Annotated in this window: 18 protein-coding genes and 1 pseudogene; 12 read left to right on the forward strand and 7 right to left on the reverse strand. The window is 69.5% G+C overall.

The features are described 5' to 3' along the window. Window positions 1-20: 20 nt before the first annotated feature. Window positions 21-956: a glutamate ABC transporter substrate-binding protein gene (locus ACFVV0_RS02390; protein WP_387057692.1), complete on the reverse strand. Its 936-nt coding sequence runs from the start codon at window positions 954-956 to the stop codon at window positions 21-23. An 83-nt stretch (window positions 957-1,039) separates the two neighbouring features. Further along, window positions 1,040-1,792 carry an amino acid ABC transporter ATP-binding protein gene (locus tag ACFVV0_RS02395; protein ID WP_387057695.1) on the reverse strand — a complete coding sequence of 251 codons (753 nt, stop codon included), beginning with the start codon at window positions 1,790-1,792 and terminating at the stop codon, window positions 1,040-1,042. A gap of 150 nt (window positions 1,793-1,942) precedes the next feature. On the opposite strand from ACFVV0_RS02395, the gene ACFVV0_RS02400 reads away from it, so the two are divergent. Next, on the forward strand, window positions 1,943-3,121 hold the full coding sequence (locus ACFVV0_RS02400) for an ROK family protein (protein WP_387057698.1): 1,179 nt from the start codon (window positions 1,943-1,945) through the stop codon (window positions 3,119-3,121). A gap of 18 nt (window positions 3,122-3,139) precedes the next feature. On the opposite strand, the gene ACFVV0_RS02405 is transcribed toward ACFVV0_RS02400, so the two are convergent. Beyond that, complete coding sequence (locus ACFVV0_RS02405) at window positions 3,140-3,640, reverse strand: pyridoxamine 5'-phosphate oxidase family protein (RefSeq protein WP_387057700.1); 501 nt, start codon at window positions 3,638-3,640, stop codon at window positions 3,140-3,142. Between the two features lie 106 nt (window positions 3,641-3,746). On the opposite strand from ACFVV0_RS02405, the gene ACFVV0_RS02410 reads away from it, so the two are divergent. After that, window positions 3,747-4,169, forward strand: coding sequence for an META domain-containing protein (locus ACFVV0_RS02410; protein WP_387057703.1), 423 nt, complete (start codon window positions 3,747-3,749; stop codon window positions 4,167-4,169). 64 nt (window positions 4,170-4,233) lie between these two features. Next, on the forward strand, window positions 4,234-4,539 hold the full coding sequence (locus ACFVV0_RS02415; RefSeq protein WP_387057706.1) for an NIPSNAP family protein: 306 nt from the start codon (window positions 4,234-4,236) through the stop codon (window positions 4,537-4,539). Window positions 4,540-4,543: 4 nt separating this feature from the next. Here the strand turns inward: ACFVV0_RS02415 and ACFVV0_RS02420 are convergent, their stop codons facing one another. Then, window positions 4,544-6,478 (reverse strand): BglG family transcription antiterminator, encoded by a 1,935-nt coding sequence (locus ACFVV0_RS02420; RefSeq protein WP_387059440.1) that lies wholly within the window; start codon window positions 6,476-6,478, stop codon window positions 4,544-4,546. A 213-nt stretch (window positions 6,479-6,691) separates the two neighbouring features. Here ACFVV0_RS02420 and ACFVV0_RS02425 point away from each other — a divergent pair, with 213 nt between their 5' ends. From ACFVV0_RS02425 to ACFVV0_RS02450, 6 genes and pseudogenes are all read left to right on the forward strand, one after another. Then, a complete protein-coding gene (locus ACFVV0_RS02425; RefSeq protein WP_387057709.1) occupies window positions 6,692-7,000 on the forward strand; it encodes a PTS sugar transporter subunit IIB in 309 nt (102 codons plus the stop codon). A 42-nt stretch (window positions 7,001-7,042) separates the two neighbouring features. After that, window positions 7,043-7,309, forward strand: a complete 267-nt coding sequence (locus tag ACFVV0_RS02430; protein WP_387057713.1) for an HPr family phosphocarrier protein — start codon at window positions 7,043-7,045, stop codon at window positions 7,307-7,309. 2 nt (window positions 7,310-7,311) lie between these two features. After that, the gene (ptsP, locus tag ACFVV0_RS02435; protein ID WP_387057715.1) at window positions 7,312-9,015 is read left to right on the forward strand and encodes a phosphoenolpyruvate--protein phosphotransferase; all 1,704 of its coding nucleotides are present in this window, start codon (window positions 7,312-7,314) and stop codon (window positions 9,013-9,015) included. 107 nt (window positions 9,016-9,122) lie between these two features. After that, window positions 9,123-9,467: pseudogene (locus tag ACFVV0_RS02440) on the forward strand (PTS mannitol transporter subunit IIB); the annotation flags it as partial. Further along, a complete protein-coding gene (locus tag ACFVV0_RS02445; RefSeq protein ID WP_387057718.1) occupies window positions 9,464-9,898 on the forward strand; it encodes a PTS sugar transporter subunit IIA in 435 nt (144 codons plus the stop codon). The pseudogene ACFVV0_RS02440 and the gene ACFVV0_RS02445, both read left to right, overlap by 4 nt. Beyond that, complete coding sequence (locus ACFVV0_RS02450) at window positions 9,895-11,046, forward strand: mannitol-1-phosphate 5-dehydrogenase (protein ID WP_387057721.1); 1,152 nt, start codon at window positions 9,895-9,897, stop codon at window positions 11,044-11,046. Before ACFVV0_RS02445 ends, ACFVV0_RS02450 begins: the two co-directional genes overlap by 4 nt. Window positions 11,047-11,133: 87 nt before the next feature. Here the strand turns inward: ACFVV0_RS02450 and ACFVV0_RS02455 are convergent, their stop codons facing one another. From ACFVV0_RS02455 to ACFVV0_RS02465, 3 genes are read right to left on the reverse strand one after another with little or no spacing between them, the layout of a single operon-like run. Beyond that, window positions 11,134-12,744 (reverse strand): amidohydrolase family protein, encoded by a 1,611-nt coding sequence (locus tag ACFVV0_RS02455; protein WP_387057724.1) that lies wholly within the window; start codon window positions 12,742-12,744, stop codon window positions 11,134-11,136. Between the two features lie 10 nt (window positions 12,745-12,754). Next, complete coding sequence (locus ACFVV0_RS02460; protein ID WP_387057727.1) at window positions 12,755-13,384, reverse strand: bifunctional 4-hydroxy-2-oxoglutarate aldolase/2-dehydro-3-deoxy-phosphogluconate aldolase; 630 nt, start codon at window positions 13,382-13,384, stop codon at window positions 12,755-12,757. Between the two features lie 22 nt (window positions 13,385-13,406). Then, a complete protein-coding gene (locus ACFVV0_RS02465; RefSeq protein WP_387057729.1) occupies window positions 13,407-14,666 on the reverse strand; it encodes an amino acid deaminase in 1,260 nt (419 codons plus the stop codon). Window positions 14,667-14,781: 115 nt separating this feature from the next. Between ACFVV0_RS02465 and ACFVV0_RS02470 the strand changes: the two genes are divergently transcribed. From ACFVV0_RS02470 to ACFVV0_RS02480, 3 genes are read left to right on the forward strand one after another with little or no spacing between them, the layout of a single operon-like run. Next, window positions 14,782-15,804, forward strand: a complete 1,023-nt coding sequence (locus ACFVV0_RS02470) for a sugar kinase (protein WP_387057732.1) — start codon at window positions 14,782-14,784, stop codon at window positions 15,802-15,804. After that, window positions 15,801-16,601 (forward strand): IclR family transcriptional regulator, encoded by an 801-nt coding sequence (locus ACFVV0_RS02475; protein WP_387057735.1) that lies wholly within the window; start codon window positions 15,801-15,803, stop codon window positions 16,599-16,601. The genes ACFVV0_RS02470 and ACFVV0_RS02475 overlap by 4 nt, the downstream gene beginning before the upstream one ends. Next, on the forward strand, window positions 16,594-16,998 hold the full coding sequence (locus tag ACFVV0_RS02480; RefSeq protein WP_387057738.1) for a RidA family protein: 405 nt from the start codon (window positions 16,594-16,596) through the stop codon (window positions 16,996-16,998). Before ACFVV0_RS02475 ends, ACFVV0_RS02480 begins: the two co-directional genes overlap by 8 nt. Window position 16,999 lies beyond the last annotated feature (1 nt).

Here is a 16,999-nt window from a genome sequence, read left to right on the forward strand (position 1 = left end):
TCCGCGCGCATCCCGGCCGGTCAGGAACCGGGGACCGAACCGATCTCCGGCGGCGTGGGAATGGCGGAGTCGGTCACGGTGCCGAGCGTGGTCTTCCACGCCTGGCCCCACTGGCCGCCCTTCTGGATCGTCTTCAGCCATTCGTTGATGAACGACTTGAAGTCGGAGTCGCCGTGCTTGAGGCCGATGCCGTACGGCTCCTTGGTGAACGGCGCGCCGACGACCTTGATCTGCTTCTCGCTGGCCGCGTCGCTGGCGAGCAGGGTGTAGTCCTGCACGTAGGCGTCGCCGCGTCCCTGGATGAGCGCCTGCACAGCGGCCGGGTCGGTGGCGAACGCGGTCACCTTCGCGGTCGGAGCGACCTCGGGGACAGCCGTGACGGCGGGCGTGTTGGCGCCGACGATGACGTGCTTGCCGTCGAGGTCCTTGACGCTCTTGATCGTGTCGTTGTCGCTCTTGACGGCCACGGCGAGACCGGACTCGAAGTACGGTCCGGCGAAGTCGACCTGCGTGGCGCGCTCCTCGGTGATCGTGTAGGTGTTGAACACCACGTCGACCGTGCCGTTCTGCAGCATCGCCTCACGGGTCTCGGATGCGGGCGGCACGATCTCCACGTTCGGCTTGCCGAGGATGTAGATGGCGAGCAGCTTCGCCAGGTCGGCGTCGAATCCGGTGACCTGGTCGGGGTTGGTCGGGTCCTGCTGCGAGAGCAGCGGGGCGTCGAGCGCCTCGGCGACGACGAGCTTGCCGCGCTTCTTGATGGCCTCCATGGTGGAGTTCGGCAGGATGAGGTCTGCCGACGCGACGGGCGCGCCGGTGAGGACCGAGTCTGCTCCTGCGCTGGCGCTCGAGTCGCTGCCGGGCAGGCTCGTGGTGCCGGAGCAGGCGGAGATGGCGAGCGTCACGGCGGCCAGCAGGATGCCGGCGGCTGTCGCCTTGCGGGTGATGCGGGTCATGTACTGCGTCCTTCCTCAGGGGATGTGTGGTGCAGGGTGGTGCTGGTGGTGCCTTCCGCGCAGCGGGCGCTGGTGCTCAGCGCTCAGTGCGACAGGACGGAAGCCAGGAACGAGCGCGCGCGCTCGGAGCTCGGGTTGTCGAAGAAGTCCGCGGGTGCGGCCTCCTCGACGATCTGACCGTGATCCATGAAGACCACACGGTCGGCGGCACGTCGGGCGAAGCCCATCTCGTGCGTGACGACGATCATCGTCATGCCCTCCTTGGCGAGGGCGGTCATGACCTCCAGCACCTCGCCGACCATCTCGGGGTCGAGGGCGCTGGTCGGCTCGTCGAACAGCATGACCTTCGGATGCATTGCGAGCGCCCGCGCGATGGCCGCGCGCTGCTGCTGTCCACCGGAGAGCTGCGCCGGGTAGCTCTGCGCCTTGTCGGCGATTCCGACGCGGTCGAGCAGCTCCAGCGCCTCCTTCTCGGCGGCGGCCTTCTTGAGGCCGCGCACCTTGATGGGCGCGAGAGTCACGTTCTCGAGGATCGTGCGGTGGGCGAACAGATTGAACGACTGGAAGACCATGCCGACGTCGGCCCGGAGGCGGGCGAGGGCGGCTCCTTCGACGGGGAGCAGCTCGCCGTCGACCCGGATCTCACCCTCGTCGATGGTTTCGAGCCGGTTGATCGAGCGGCACAGCGTCGACTTGCCCGACCCGGACGGCCCGACCACGACGACGACTTCCTTCTCGCCGACCTGCAGCTCGATGTCCTTGAGCACGTGCAGCTCACCGAAGTGCTTGTTGACCGCGTGCAGGCTCACCATGGGGCGCGCATCCGTTGAAGTCATCGGGTTCCTCGTGTCATCGTCGTCGGGGTTTCGCAAAGCGTACTAAGTGAATGCGGTATTACGCAATATTGGAGCTACTTAATCCAAATTCACACAAAGTTGATACAGTATTCTCGACCCAAACGTCTTCAGAGTGGAGTGCCCGGCGCGATGAACAGCACCACGGATGCCCTGCTGGGCCACGGCTCCTCGGCCGGCGCCATCCTCGACCTGATCCGGTCGGGGCACTCCCGCTCCCGCGCCGAGATCGCGCGCTCCACCGGACTGTCGCCGTCGACCGTCGCTCAGCGGATCGACGCCCTGATCGACGCGGGCTACGTGCGCGAGGCAGGTGAGGGCGTCTCCCAGGGCGGCCGCCGCCCCCGCACCCTCGAGGTGGATCCGACGACGGGGGTGGTCTGCGCCGTCGACCTCGGCTCGCACCACGCCACCCTCGGCCTCGTCGACCTCTCCGGCCGGCTGGTCGCGGTTCGCAACGAGAACATGGAGATCGCGGACGGGCCGCAGCGCATCCTCACCTGGATCGCGGCAGTGGCCGACGAGATGGTTGCCGAGCACGCTTCGCCGGGTCAGCGCCTCCGCGGCTTCGGCCTCGGACTGCCCGGCCCGGTCGACTCCGCGGGACTCATGGTCTCGCCGTCGCGGATGCCCGGCTGGAACGGGGTCGATGTCGCCGCCATGATGACCAGGATCAGCGGCCTCCCCGCCGCCATCGACAACGACGCCAACCTGATGGCCCTCGGCGAGCACGTCAGCCTGCACGGCGAGGTGCAGCACTTCGTGTTCGTCAAGGCCGGTTCGAGCATCGGCTGTGGGGTGATCGCCTCCGGTGAGCTCTACCACGGGCACCACGGGATGGCGGGCGACATCAGCCACGTCACCGTTCCGGGTGCGCCGCCGGTGCTCTGCTCCTGCGGCCGCACCGGATGCCTCGACGCCGTCGCCGGGGGAGCGGCCATCGTGCAGGCCCTCCGCGACGCGGGAGTCGCGGTCGCCGACACGGGCGACGTGCTCGCACTGGCCCGGGATGCGCATCCGCTGGCCACGCAGATGCTGCGCGAAGCGGGCACCAGAGTCGGCGGCGTGCTGGCGACCATCATGAACTTCTTCAACCCGCAGCGACTCGTGCTCGGCGGGATCCTCGGAGAGGCGGAGGCGTTCGTCGCCGGTGTGCGCTCACGGATCTATTTCGAGTGCCTCCCGATGATCACCGACACCCTCGACATCTCGGTCAGCGTCGCCAAGGACCGCGCCGGCATCCTCGGCGCCGCCCGCGTGGTGCTCGACGAACTGTTCGACGCCCGGCAGATCAACAGCGTGGTGCGCTGAAGCTCAGGCGACCCGGCGTCAGAGCTCGACCGAACGGTTCTCCCCGACGTCGGGCGGGCGGCGGGTGACGACCGAGCGGGCGAGCTTGAACGCCGTGACGATGCCGGGCTCCAAGGTCGCCCAGTACTCGGCGCTGTCCGCGTGGACGAGGATCAGGGCGACGTTCGGGTCGTCCTTGCCGGCCGGGAACCAGGGCTCCACGGTCGGCGACCACAGCTCGTCCACCTTCTCGCGGTCGTGGACGACCTCCGCGGTGCCGGCGATCGAGAGGTAGCCCTTGCCGGTGTCGTAGGACACGTTGACGTTCGAGTGGGCCCGGATGTCCGAGATCTTCGGGCTCGGATCCTGGGTGAAGAACCACAGGTCGCCGTCGAACTCGGCCTCCTGGGTTGCGAGCGGCCGCGAGTGCAGGTCGCCGTCGCTGGTCTGAGTCGTGAGCAGGGCTACTTTCGAGGCCTTGATGAGTTCAGCGATGGTCTTGAGTTCGTCGTCGGACGCGGTTTCGGGTTGATCCGTCATTGCTGTCACGGTACGCGCGGTCGCCGCGAGCGCAATGCGCGCACCGGGTCGGTCAACACGATTCGCAATCATTTCCTTCGACGTGTGCCGCCGCTAGGTTGATCCCATGAAGACCGTGCGCATCGCAGCTATCGTCCTTGCACTCGCAGCGTCCGCAACGCTCGCCGGATGCTCATCCAGCGCTCCGGCATCGAGCGTGGCGCCGACCCCCACCCCATCGCCGTCGACGGCCGCCCCCGGTACGGTCGGGGACTTCGCCGGCTCCTGGGGGACGGTGCAGCCGGGTCAGCCGTCGCTGACCATCGCCTCCGACGGCGACTTCAATGGCACGGACGGCTGCAACGCGCTAGCCGGAACGGGCAAGCTCGACGGCGACACGTACGTCTTCGGTCCGTTCGCCAGCACCCTCGTGGCGTGCGAGGGCGTCACCCCGTGGCTCAACCTCGCCGCCACGGCCACCGTCGCGGACAACACCCTCACCGTCTTCCGGACGGACGGCACCCAGATCGGCACGCTCGACAAGCGCTGACCGGCTTCCTCCCCTCGGCATCTCGTCGTCCGTGTCGAGCTTCGGGAGAAAGTAGGCTTCGGGCGTGATCACCGTTCATCTGCGATATGAGATCGACCCCGCCAAACTGGCCGAGTTCACCGACTACGGGCAGCGGTGGATCCGGCTGGTCGACAAGTTCGGCGGAGCGCATCACGGCTACTTCATGCCGAGCGAGGGTGACAGCGACGAGGCGTTCGCGCTGTTCACCTTCCCCTCGTTCGCCGAATACGAGAAGTACCGCGCTGCAGCTGCCGTCGACCCCGAGTGCATCGAAGCCGTGCGATTCGCGCAGGAGACAGGGTGCATCCGTCGTTACGAGCGCCGTTTCCTCTCGCCGGTCTTCGAGTAGGTCGTCACGAGTCGATGGTGCGCACGAGCTCGTCGATGAAGGTCGTGAAGGTGTCGGCACGGCGGATGAGCTGCAGCACGGCCTCGCGGTCCGAGAAGACTTCCACGAACTGGTCGAACACGGTCTGAAAGGATGCGCGCCCGGCGGCGTCGAACGCGACGAACGCGATGACGTTGACGCGCGCATCCCCCCAGTCCATCGCCGCGTCGTTGACGACGATCGCAATGGCGCTGCGCTTGGCGCTCATGGTCATCGCGTGGGGGACAGCGAGGGAGTCGGTGAAAGCGGTCGACGACATGTGCTCGCGTTCGATGGAGCGATCGACGTACTCCTGGTCGATGGCACCTGCTGCGATCATCCGGTCGCCGAGGGTTCGGATCATGGCGTCCGGATCGCGCGCGTAGAGGTTGCGCACGAAGAGCGACTCGTCGAAGTACTCGAGCAGGTCGTTCTTGATGCGGGCGCGGCGACGCTGCCGGCGGATGCGCGCGATCGCCTGCCGTGTGTGCTCGATGTCGGTCTCGGTCAGGAACGGCTGCACGACCACAGCGTTGTCGCGACGACCGCGCGGGTCGATCGTGGTGAGCACGAGGTCGGCCTCGATCGCCTCCCAGTCGGCGTCGGTGGAGGTGATCACGCTGGTCACGTCGAGCTCGTCGCCGAGGGCGCTCTCCAGTCGCTCGCGCAGCAGGATGTGCATGTCGTAGTAGTTGGGGCAGACGACGGCGCAGGTCACCGCATCCCGTCGCCGCGACTGCTGTTCGAGGTAGGCGCCGACGTGCATGGCGATGTAGGCGATCTCGTCGTCGTTGACCACGATGTCCTCGGCAGCCTGCAGGCGGCTCGCGATGTAGACGGCCAGCTCGTAGATCATCGGGTACGAGCTCTTGATCGAGCGGGTCAGGGGGTTGCGCGAGTACTCGTTCTCGTGGGCGCGGGCCACCAGGTTCTGCACGTGCAGGGTGAGCCGCACGATGAAGTCCTCGTCGCGCAGGTCGACGAGGTACTCGGCGGATGCGCGCGCCACGATGCTGCGCACCACCGCCAGGTCGTGCTCGCTCACGTACTCGGAGACCGGGTTCGCTCCGGCGCCCGGCGCGATCACCCGCGTTCTCAGCAGGATCGCCAGGTACCGCAGCTCCGTGCCGTCGAGGGCGACGTCGAAGTGCTGGGCGACGAGGCGTCCGAGGTCGTCGGCGAGCCGCCGGATGGTCTCGCTCACGTCGGGGTCGGCCGTCGCGGGCAGCACGCGGTTCTTGGCGACCCGGTCGAGGGCGACGGCCATGTGCAGCAGCACGTCGTTGATGCCGTACTCGTTGACGAAGAAGCCGCGGGCGTCGAGCATCGCGACCAGGTCGGACTTGAAGTCGGCGAGACCGCGGGAGTCGAACGCCTCCTGGATGCGCGCCAGATCCACGATCCCCTGTCGCATCTCGTCGCGGAAGAGCCGGCTGAGAAGCTTGCGCCGCGCGATCTCCGGTCCCGACAGCTGAACGGTCGCGCCGTGGCGCACGAGGCCGAGCTCGGTGCCGGCGAAGAGGCCGCGCATCCGGGTGAGGTCGGATTCGACGGTCGAGTCGCTGACGAAGAGGCTCTCGGCCGTGTCGTAGACATCGATGCCGTCGGGTTCGTCGAGCAAACGGCGCACCAGGTAGGCGAGACGCGCCTGGGGTGAGCCGGCTGCGGCGGGCGCTGCAGCATCCGGGGCGGCGGAGGATGCGGCGAGGTAGGTGCCGTACGCCTCCCGGTCGAGCCGGTAGCCGCTCGGACCCGACTCGACGACCTCGAGTGGCGATGCGGCGTCCTTCAGCTCGGCGACGTAGGTGCGGATGCTGCGGGTCGTGACGCCCAGTTCGTGCGCCAGCTCGTTCGCGGTGACCCAGGCGCCGCGACGCGACAGGATGTCCAGCATCCTCGCCTGCTTCGCCGGGAGCGCCACCGAGACCACACACCTTTCCGCGTCCGCTTCGCGCACGGTTGCACACGAGTCAACCACTTCCGGTGCACCCGGCCGGGGTTTCCGCCGTTTCTTCCGGGGGTGCGGAAGAAACGGTGCTGGCGGCCGACCCGACCGCGGGACGAGCATGGCAGCGTTCCATCCGTTTCGCCGGAGTCACCCGTTCCACCCCGTTCCACCCCGAAAGGCTGATCGATGAAGATCCTCGTCGTGTGCGGCGCCGGTGCGTCCAGCACGTTCGTCGCGCTGAAGGTGCGCACGGCGGCGAGCCGGCGCGGAGTCGACGTGACGGTGGAAGCGGCGAGTGCGGAGCTGCTCGAGCAATTCGCGGCCGTCGACGTCGTTCTCGTCGGCGCCCACCTGGCGGGCACGGTGGACGAACTCCGCGAGCGTGCGGGTGCTGCCGGGGCTGCAGTGGCGGTTCTTCCGGCGATCTCGCCGGCCGCTCTCACGGGGGATGAAGCACTCGACCTGGCATTGAACGCGCGGGCGGCGGCACTATGAGAGCACCCACTGCCTTTTCACGCCACCTTGAAGGAGATCACAATGGCTGAGCGGACCATCCGAGTCGGATCGACGCACGGGCTGCACGCGCGCCCGGCGAAACTCTTCGTGCAGGCGGTCGCCGAGTCGGGCGCACCCGTCACGATCGCCAAGAACTCGGGCAAGGCGGTGAACGCGGGCAGCATCCTCGGCGTCATCTCCCTCGGCATCGACCACGGCGACTACGTGACCCTCGTCACCGAGGCGGAGAACGCCGATTCGGTGCTCGACGACCTGGCCGACATCCTCTCCACGGACCACGACGCCTGATCATGGCCGACACCACGACTCAGGTCCTCACAGGCGCCGGCATCGGCCAGGGCGTCGCCATCGGCCGCGTGCTCCGGATGGCCGACCCGCTTCCCGAGCCCGCCGACGTTCCCAGCGACCGCACCCCCGAGGAGGAGCGCGAGCGGGTGAAGGTCGCCGTCGCCGCGGCCGCCGACGATCTGCGCGCTCGCGCCGCGAAGGTGACCGGAACGGCAGCGGACGTGCTCGAAGCGCAATCGATGATGGCAGAGGACTCGTCTCTGCTCGACGACGTGTTCGACCGGATCGGCGGCGGCAAGACCGCCGAGCGCGCCGTCTTCGAAGGCTTCGCGGTGTTCCGCGACATGCTGGCCGGCCTCGGCGGCTACATGGGGGAGCGTGCGTCCGATCTCGATGACGTCGCCCAGCGCGTGATCGCGGCGCTGAGCGGACGGCCGGCTCCGGGGGTGCCCGAGTCCGACGATCCGTTCGTGCTGGTCGCCCACGACCTGGCGCCGGCCGACACGGCTCTGCTCGACCTCGACAAGGTGCTCGGCCTGGTCACCCGCGAGGGCGGCCCGACCTCGCACACCGCGATCCTCGCGCGCGAGAAGTCGATCGTCGCGGTCGTCGGCGTCGCGGGAGCGGACAGCATTCCCGAGGGCGCCGAGGTGATCATCGACGCAGCTGCGGGCCGGGTCGTCGTGCATCCGGACGAGGCGGGGAGGGCGGATGCGCTGCACCGCATCGAGGAACGCTCGTCGGCGCTCTCCGGGGGAACGGAGCCGGGAGCCCTGGCCGATGGAACGCCCATCCCCCTGCTCGCCAACCTCGGTTCGACCGCCGGCTCGCAGGCCGCACTCGACGCGGGCGCGGAGGGTGTCGGTCTCTTCCGCACCGAATTCCTCTTCCTCGACCAGCGAATGGCGCCGACGGTCGAACAGCAGCGGGAGCACTACACCAGGCTGCTCTCCGACTTCCCCGGCAAGAAGGTGGTCGTGCGGGTGCTCGACGCCGGCGCGGACAAGCCCCTCGAGTTCCTCAACGACGCTCACGAGGACAACCCCGCCCTGGGGCTCCGCGGTCTGCGGTCGCTGCGTGCCAATGAGGACCTCCTGCGCGAGCAGCTCACCGCTCTCGCCGAGGCCGACGCCGTCAGCGACGCCGACATGTGGGTCATGGCCCCGATGGTGTCGACGGTCGAGGAGACCCGCTACTTCGTGAACCTCGCGACCGAGCTCGGGCTCAAGACGGTCGGCGTCATGATCGAGGTCCCCGCCGCCGCACTCCTCGCGGATCGGGTCCTCGAAGTGGCCGCGTTCGCGTCGATCGGCACGAACGACCTCACGCAGTACACGCTCGCCGCCGACCGTCTGCTCGGCTCGGTCGCAGGGTTCCAGGACCCGTGGCATCCGGCCGTCCTGCGCCTGATCGGCGAGGTCGGCGCCGCCGGGGCCTCCGCGGGCAAGCCGGTCGGCATCTGCGGAGAGGCCGCCGCCGACCCGTTGCTCGCCGTGGTGCTGGTCGGCCTCGGCTCCACCACCCTCTCGATGTCGCCGGCAGCCATCGCCGACGTTCGCCTGTCCCTCAGGCAGTACACCCTCGACCAGGCGAAACAGCTGGCCGAGGTCGCCCTGGCCGCGGATGGCGCGGCCGAAGCCCGTGATGCGGTGCTCGCCGCGATCGCGGAATCACGTCATCCAGACAGAAATGGAACACCACAATGACAACGGCGTCAGTTACGAAGAAGCCCGGCCGCGCGCGCGTCGGGGTGCAGAAATTCGGAACGTTCCTCTCGGGCATGGTCATGCCCAACATCCCGGCATTCATCGCCGGCGACGCCCAGGGCGACGCGACCGAACGGCTCGTGCAGAACATCGTGTTCGCGTGCGACGCCGGGATGGGATCCAGCGCGATGGGGGCTACAGTGCTTCGCAACAAGATCAAAAAGGCTGGAGTGGAGGGGGTGACGGTCACCAACCAGGCGATCGCCAACCTCGACGGGACCGCAGACCTCGTGATCACGCAGCGGGAGCTGACCGATCGCGCGAAGGGCCAGTCGCCCTCCTCGCAGCACGTGTCGGTCGACAACTTCATGAACAGCCCGGCCTATGACGAGGTCGTCGACCTCGTCAAGAAGCAGTCCGAGCAGAGAGCACCGGAGGACGCCAAACAATGACCGAGATTCTCGACCGGGCCAACGTGGTGGCCGCCGGCAGCGCGGCCACCCGGGACGAAGCGATCCGGGAGGCCGGCGAGCTGCTGGTGCAGGCGGGCGCCGTCGAGCCGGCGTACATCGAATCGATGGGCGACCGGGAGCGCACGGTCTCAACGTTCATGGGAAACGGACTCGCCATCCCGCATGGCACCAATGACGCCAAGGACGAGATCAAGCGGTCGGCGCTGTCGTTCGTCCGCTATGCCAGTCCACTCGACTGGGGCGGCGAACCGGTGAACTTCGTCGTCGGGATCGCCGGGCTCAACAACGAGCACCTCGAGATCCTGTCCAAGATCGCCATCATCTTCTCCGAAGAGGACGACGTTCAGAAGCTCATCGATGCTCCGGATGCGGACGCCATGTTCGCCCTGCTGGGGGACGTGAACGAATGAAAGCCGTCCACTTCGGCGCCGGGAACATCGGCCGCGGCTTCGTGGGGCTGCTGCTCCACGAAGCCGGGTACGAGGTGGTCTTCGCCGACGTCAACGGCGAGCTGATCGCCGCGCTCGCCGCGGCCGACTCCTACCGGGTGCACGAAGTGGGCGAGGTCTCGCGCGAGCGCGTGGTCGACAATTTCCGGGCCATCAACAGCGTGACCGACCAGGATGCGCTGGTCGCCGAGATCGCGTCGGCCGACGTCGTGACGACGGCCGTCGGCCCGCGCATCCTGAAGTTCGTCGCGCCGACCGTCGCCGCCGGGCTGCGTGCACGGCCGGCGAACGCGGCACCGCTCACCGTGATGGCCTGCGAGAACGCGATCGGCGCGACCGACCTGCTGGCCGCCGAGGTGCTCGCCGCTCTCCCGGAGGAGACCAGGGAAGACGTGGCCGAGCGGGCGGTGTTCGCGAACACGGCCGTCGATCGCATCGTGCCCGCACAGAGTCCGGATGCGGGCGTCGACGTCACGGTCGAGGCGTTCTACGAGTGGGTGGTCGAGCGCACGCCGTTCGCGGGAGCCGAGCCGCGCATCCCGGGAGCGCACTTCGTGGACGAGCTCGGGCCGTACATCGAACGCAAACTGTTCACGGTGAACACCGGCCACGCGACGATCGCATACGTCGGCTTCCTCGCGGGAGCCCGGACCATCAGCGAGGCCGTCGCGATTCCGGAGGTGCGCGCGGTCGCCGAGGCTGCGCTCGCCGAGACGTCGGAGGCGCTGATCGCCAAGCACGGGCTCGACCGGGCCGAGCTTGCCGAGTACCGCGCCACGATCCTCGAGCGCTTCGCGAACCCGTACCTCGTCGACGAGGTGACCCGTGTCGCACGCGAGCCCCTGCGCAAGCTGAGCCGCAACGAGCGTTTCATCGGCCCGGCGTGCGACTACGCTGTCGCGACGGGCAGGGTGCCGAGCGCTCTCCTCGAGGCGATCGGCGCTGCGCTGCGCTTCGATGTTCCCGAGGACAGCCAGAGCGTCGAGCTGCAGCAGCTCCTGCGCACGGCTTCAGCGGAAGACATCGTGACCGAGATCACAGCGGTCACACCGACCGATCCGCTCTACGTGCCGCTCGTGGAGACCGTCCGGGCCGTCCAGCGCCCCTGACCGCCGCGCCGCGCCGCGCGCATCCGTCGAGTCGCGCCGAATCGACCTTCCCGGAGCCCCGGAAGGTCGATATGCCGCGACTCGACGTCAAGCCGCCTTGCGGAGGGCGCGACCTGGCAGCTCGTCGGTGCGCTGCGAGTCGGCCAGCACCGGTCGCCCGGCGACGAACACCCAGGGGATCCCCTCGGCCTGCCGACGCGGCTCGGCGTAGGTCGCCCGGTCGGCCACGGTCGCGGGGTCGAACAGCACCAGGTCGGCCACCGCTCCCGGCGAGATGCGTCCCCGGTCCGTCAGTCCGAGCCGTGCCGCGGGCCGTGCCGAGAGATGCACGATCGCGTCCTCCAGCGTGAGAACGCCCTCCTCGCGCACGTAGTGGCCGAGGTATCGCGGAAAGGTCCCCCATCCGCGGGGATGCGGCTTGGCGCCGACGAGGATCCCGTCGCTCCCGCCCGTGTGCCGCGGATGCCTCATCATCGCGCGCACGTTGGTCTCGTCCCCGACGTGCTGCAGGATGCCGGTCCCGAGGCGGTCCGCGATCAGCAGCTCGAAGAAGGCGTCCGCGGGCGCGACGCCGTCGCGAAGAGCCAGCGAGTCGATCGTGTGGCCGACCGCCGATCCGAGCGCAGCATCCCGCACGCCGGCGACCTCGATCGTCGCCCAGTCCACCGGCACACCGTGGCAGCCGTCGCTCCCGACGACCTCCAGCTCGTGGGCGATCCGGATGCGCGCCGCGGGGTCACGCAGGCGCGCGAGGGTCGCATCCGGCCCACCCACCGCCGACCAGCTCGGAAGCAGGGCCGACAGCGTCGTCGCGCCCGACAGGTACGGGTAGGTGTCGAGGGTGATGTCGACTCCGGCGGCGATTCCTGCGTCGATGAGCGCGACCAGTTCGGAGGCGCGGCCCCGGTTGACGTCGAAGTTCATGGTCGCGTGCGTGAGGTGCAGCGCGCATCCGGAACGATGGGCGACATCGATCACCTCGGCGTAGGCGTCCAGCGCTCCGGCGCCGTAGGAGCGCTGGTGCGGAGCGTAGAAGCCGCCGGCGGAGGCGACCACCTCGCAGAGCGCCACCAGTTCGGCGGTGTCGGCGAACATCCCGGGCACGTAGGTGAGGCCGGAGGACAGACCGAACGCGCCGTCGCGCATCCCCTGACCGACCAGCTCGCGCATCGCGGCGAGTTCGGAGGGCGTTGCGCGACGGTTCTCGGTGCCGACGACGGCCATGCGCACGGAGCCCTGCGGCACCAGGTAGGCGATGTTCGTCGCCGAGCCGAGCCCGTCGACCGCCGCGAGGTAGTCTGCGACGGTTCGCCAGGCGAAGTCGAGGGAGCCGGGGATGCCGTTCCACCCGGCGAGCTGTTCGCGGAGGACCCCGATGGTCGCGTCGGTGCTCGGCACGTAGGAGAGGCCGTCCTGGCCGACGACCTCGGTCGTCACGCCCTGTGAGACCTTCGCGAGGAGGTCGCGGTCGGTGAGTGCGGCGAGGTCGGAGTGCGCGTGCATGTCGATGAAGCCCGGTGCCACGGCGAGTCCGTCGGCGTCGAGGCTGCGCCCGCCTGCCGGGGCGTCGAGGTGCCGGCCGACCGCCGCGAGCCGATCGCCCGAGATGAGCACATCGCCGGTGTATCCGGGCTCACCGGACCCGTCGAGGATGAGGGCGCCGCGGATCAGCGTGGGCGCATCGCCCGGCGGCCTCACGATCGACGGCTCACGAGCCCCGGGCCGCGGAGGCGAACTCGCGTGCCCGCTCGGTGATACCGGTCCAGTCAGCGGCCTCGATCGCGTCGGCGCTCACCACGCTCGAACCGGCGGTCACGGCCAGCGCGCCCGCAGCCGTCCACTCGGCGGCGTTGCCCGCGTGGAGCCCGCCCGAGGGGACGAAGGACACGTCGGGGAGCGGGCCTCGCAGGTCCTTCAGATAGCCCGGTCCGACCAGCGACGCCGGAAAGATCTTCACGGCGGCCGAGCCCCACTCGACCGCCCGCATCACCTCGCTGGGGCTGAGGGCGCCCAGCAGGAACGGGATGCCCGCTTCGCGCGCGACCGCGGCGACGCCTTCGTGGAGTCCCGGGGTGACGAGGAACCGTGCGCCGGCAGCGATGGCCGCCTCAGCCCTGGCCACATCGGTCACCGTTCCCGCGCCGACGATCGCGCCGTGCGCATCCTCGTTCGCCACCGCGTGCTCGACGAGCTCTTCGACACCCGGGGTGGTGAACGTGAACTCGACCACTCTGATCCCGCCGGCGACCAGTGCACGGCAGAGCGCCACCGGGTCGTCGATGCGCGGAGCGCGCACCACCGTGAGGGCGTGGTCGGTTGCGAGGGCGTCGATGATCATGGATTCTCCCTGGGGCCGGCCGTCAGCCGAACGTCGTCTCGAGCAGGCCGATGACGTGCGGCTCCGACGCCTCGACGTCGTCGACCACGGCGACGGCGCGCCACTTGTCGAAGGTGGTGCACGGATGCGAGAGACCGAACCGCACGACATCGCCGACCTGGAGGCCGGAGTCGTCCGGCAGGCTCACGAACGTGTGCTGGTCGTTCATCGCCGTGACAGTGGCCTCGACGAACGGGATGCGCGCGGCCGATCCGAACGGGCGCAGCTCCTGCGGCACCGGGAAGCCCTCGTCGTACGGGAAGTCGCGCTTGCCCGCATCCACGATGGCCAGCCCCGGCTCTGGACGGGAGACGACTGTCGCCCAGCCGTGGATGGCCGAGTGGAACTCCCCGCCGCCGACCCGGTGAAGCGGCGTGATCCCGTCGTAGAAGCCGTCGTCGTGCGTGATGTATGCGCCCGATCGCAGCAGAACGTCGACCACGCGCCCCCGCTCGCCGGCGAGGTCCCGCCGCGGCGCGAGCACGTCGGCGACCACGTCGAAGTACGCGCTGCCACCAGCCGTCAGGATGACGGGCCCGCCTTGCGGATACAGCCCCCTGGTCTCGATCGCGTCGTGCAGGGCGACGAGCCGCTGCAGAAAACTGTGCACCACACCGAGTGCGGTCTCGTCGCCGGTGTGGGCAAGAGCGCCCTCATAGCCGGCGACACCGGCGAGCGCGAGCACGGGCGAATCGGCCACAGCCTGCGCGACGACCAGCGCCTGCTCCAGTGTTCGCGCCCCGGTTCTGCCCCCGTTGCCGCCCAGCTCGATGAGCACGCTGAGCGGAACAGGCGGCCGCGCCTCCGAGAGCACGTCGTGCATGATCTCGACGGCGCGCACCGAGTCGGCCCAGACCAGGACCTGCGACCCGCCGTCGGCGGTGTGCTCGGCGACGTAGCGCAGCGCATCCGGCTGCACCAGGGCGTTGGCGAGCATGACCCTCGGGATGCGCCATTCCAGCGCGACCGACAGCTGCCATGGTGTCGCCACGGTGATGCCCCACGCACCGGCGGCGAGCTGCCGCTCCCAGAGGCTGCGGTTCATGGTCGTCTTGCCGTGCGGCGCGAGGCCGACGCCCGCGCGCTCGCACCAGGCGGCCATCGTCTCGAGGTTGCTCTGCAGAGCGGCCTCGCTGACCGTCACGAGCGGGGTCGGAAAGGTGCTGAGCGCCGGGCGGCGCTGCGGGAGGGATGCGACCTCGGCCGCGGTCGAAGCCAGGGGCATCGCCTTGAAGGATTGCATCATCCCTCCTCCCGTTGCGCACAGTGCAACGTGCGTTGCAGATACCGTTGTCCCTGTTCTACCATCCAGGAGGACACCGGCAAAACACGCGAGCGCGGGTCGCAGAAGGAGCAGTGTGGCTGTGCAGAGCGGGCCGGTCGTGGTCACGACCGTCGGGGAGGCGATGGTCGTCCTGTACCCCGAGGGCCAGCGGCCGCTGGCGGAGGCGCAGACGTTCGGGTCGGACATCGGCGGCGCCGAATTCAACGTCGCCAGCTCCCTCGCCCGGATGGGCGTGCCAACCGCCTGGGTGTCGCGGCTGGGCGACGACGGCTTCGGCCACCGCATCCGTCGTGCCGCTGCCGAGGCGGGCATCGACACCTCGGCGGTCGAGATCGACGATGCGCGCCCGACCGGCATCTACGTCAAGGAGACCGTGGCGGCGCGGCAGTCCCCGGGCACCCGGATGCACTACTACCGCAGCGGGTCCGCCGCGTCGGCCATCTCCCCGGCCCTCTTCGCCGCCTCGCCCGCTGTCGCGGCTTTTCGCGGCTCCCGGATCGTCCACACCTCTGGTATCACGGCTGCGCTTTCCGCGACCGCGGCCGCGGCGGTCGGCGCGCTCAGCGCGGCCGTCGGCGACGACACCATCGTGAGCGTCGACCTCAACTACCGCCCGCAACTCTGGCGCGGACGCCCGACGGATGCGCTCGAGGCGCTCGTCGGGCAGGCCCACCTGCTGTTCGCCGGGCTCGACGAGGCGCAGACGCACTTCGGGCATTCCGACGCCGAGCAGCTCTTCGCCGACCACCCGCGGCTCGCCCGGCTGGTGCTCAAGGACGACGTGCGCCGCGCATCCGTCATCCACCGCGACGGATCGGCGACTCATGTTCCGTCCCTCACGGTCGAGGTCGTCGAGCCGGTCGGGGCGGGCGACGCGTTCGCCGCGGGCTACTTGGCCGGGCTCGCCGAGGACCGCGACGAGGTGGCCAGCCTGCGCATCGCTCACGCAGTGGCGGCACTCGCACTGATCAGCGCAGGCGACCGGCCCGTCACCGTTCCGGGTGCGGCCGAACGCGACCGGATCGGCTCGGCTCCGGCTGACGAGTGGGCGAGCTGGCGCGTGCATCCGGGAGACATCCCCTGGCGGACCGCGTGAGCCAGTCCCTGTCCCGCGCACTCGACCTGCTCGACCTCGTCTCGCACGGGGTGGATTCGCTCGACGCACTCGCCTCCGCGGCTGGGGTGCACAAGACGACGGTCCTGCGGCTGCTGCAGACTCTCGAGGCTCACGGTTTCGTCAGCCGCGACGCCGCCTATCGCTACCACGTGGGTTCGGCCGTCTTCGCGCTCGCCGAGACAGCGCGCGACACGCAGGACGTCCGCCGCGCGGCCGCACCGACGCTCCGCGCCCTGGGCGCCTCGACCGGGCAGACGGTGCACCTGGCCGCCTACGACGGCGGAACGGTGACGTACATCGACAAGGTCGAGTCCCGCCAGCCGTTGCGCATGTACTCGCGTATCGGCCTGCCCGCGGCGATTCACGCGACGGCCGTCGGCAAGGTGCTGCTCGGGGGGCTCGACGAGTCCGAGCTGCGGCGAGTCGCAGCCGGCGCCGACTACGAACGGTTCACCGCTCGGACCATCGGCAGCGCGGAGGAGCTCATCGCTGCGGCGAACCTGGCCGCCGAGCGCGGCTGGGCGGAGGACCACGAAGAGCACGAGACGTTCATGAACTGCATCGGCGCGCCGATCTTCGGCGCCGACGGCCGCGTGGCCGCGGCGGTGTCGATCTCGGTGCCCAACGTGGTGCTGTCGCACAAGGGCGTGCTCGCCCTGCTGCCCGCGTTGCACGAAGCGACCACGACGATCTCCGCCGAGCTCGGCTACACCGGCCGCGCCCCGTTCATCCTGCCTCCCGCTGAGAAGGCCCCACGAAAGGAACTCCATGGCTGACCGCACCGCCATCTCCACCTCCGACGCACCGGCTCCCGCCCACACCTTCTCGCAGGGCGTGCGAAGGGGGCCGTTCGTGCAGGTCTCCGGCCAGGGACCCGTCGACCCCGCGACCAGCGAGTACCTGTACCCGGGGGACGTCGCGGCCCAGACGATCCGCACGCTGCAGAATGTCGAGGCCATCCTCGCGGCCGGCGGCGCGACGTTCGACGACGTCATGATGCTGCGCGTCTATCTGACCAAGCGCGAGGACTTCCCGATCATGAACGAGGCCTACGGGGAGTTCGTCGCCGCGCGCGTCAGCTCGGGCGTGCTCCCGGCCCGTACGACCGTGTTCACCGGACTGCCGCGCAAAGAGATGCTGGTCGAGATCGACGCCCTCGCCGTCACGGAGTAGT

Origin of the sequence: Leifsonia sp. NPDC058230 (genome assembly GCF_042882245.1) — a bacterium.
Lineage (GTDB): Bacteria > Actinomycetota > Actinomycetes > Actinomycetales > Microbacteriaceae > Leifsonia.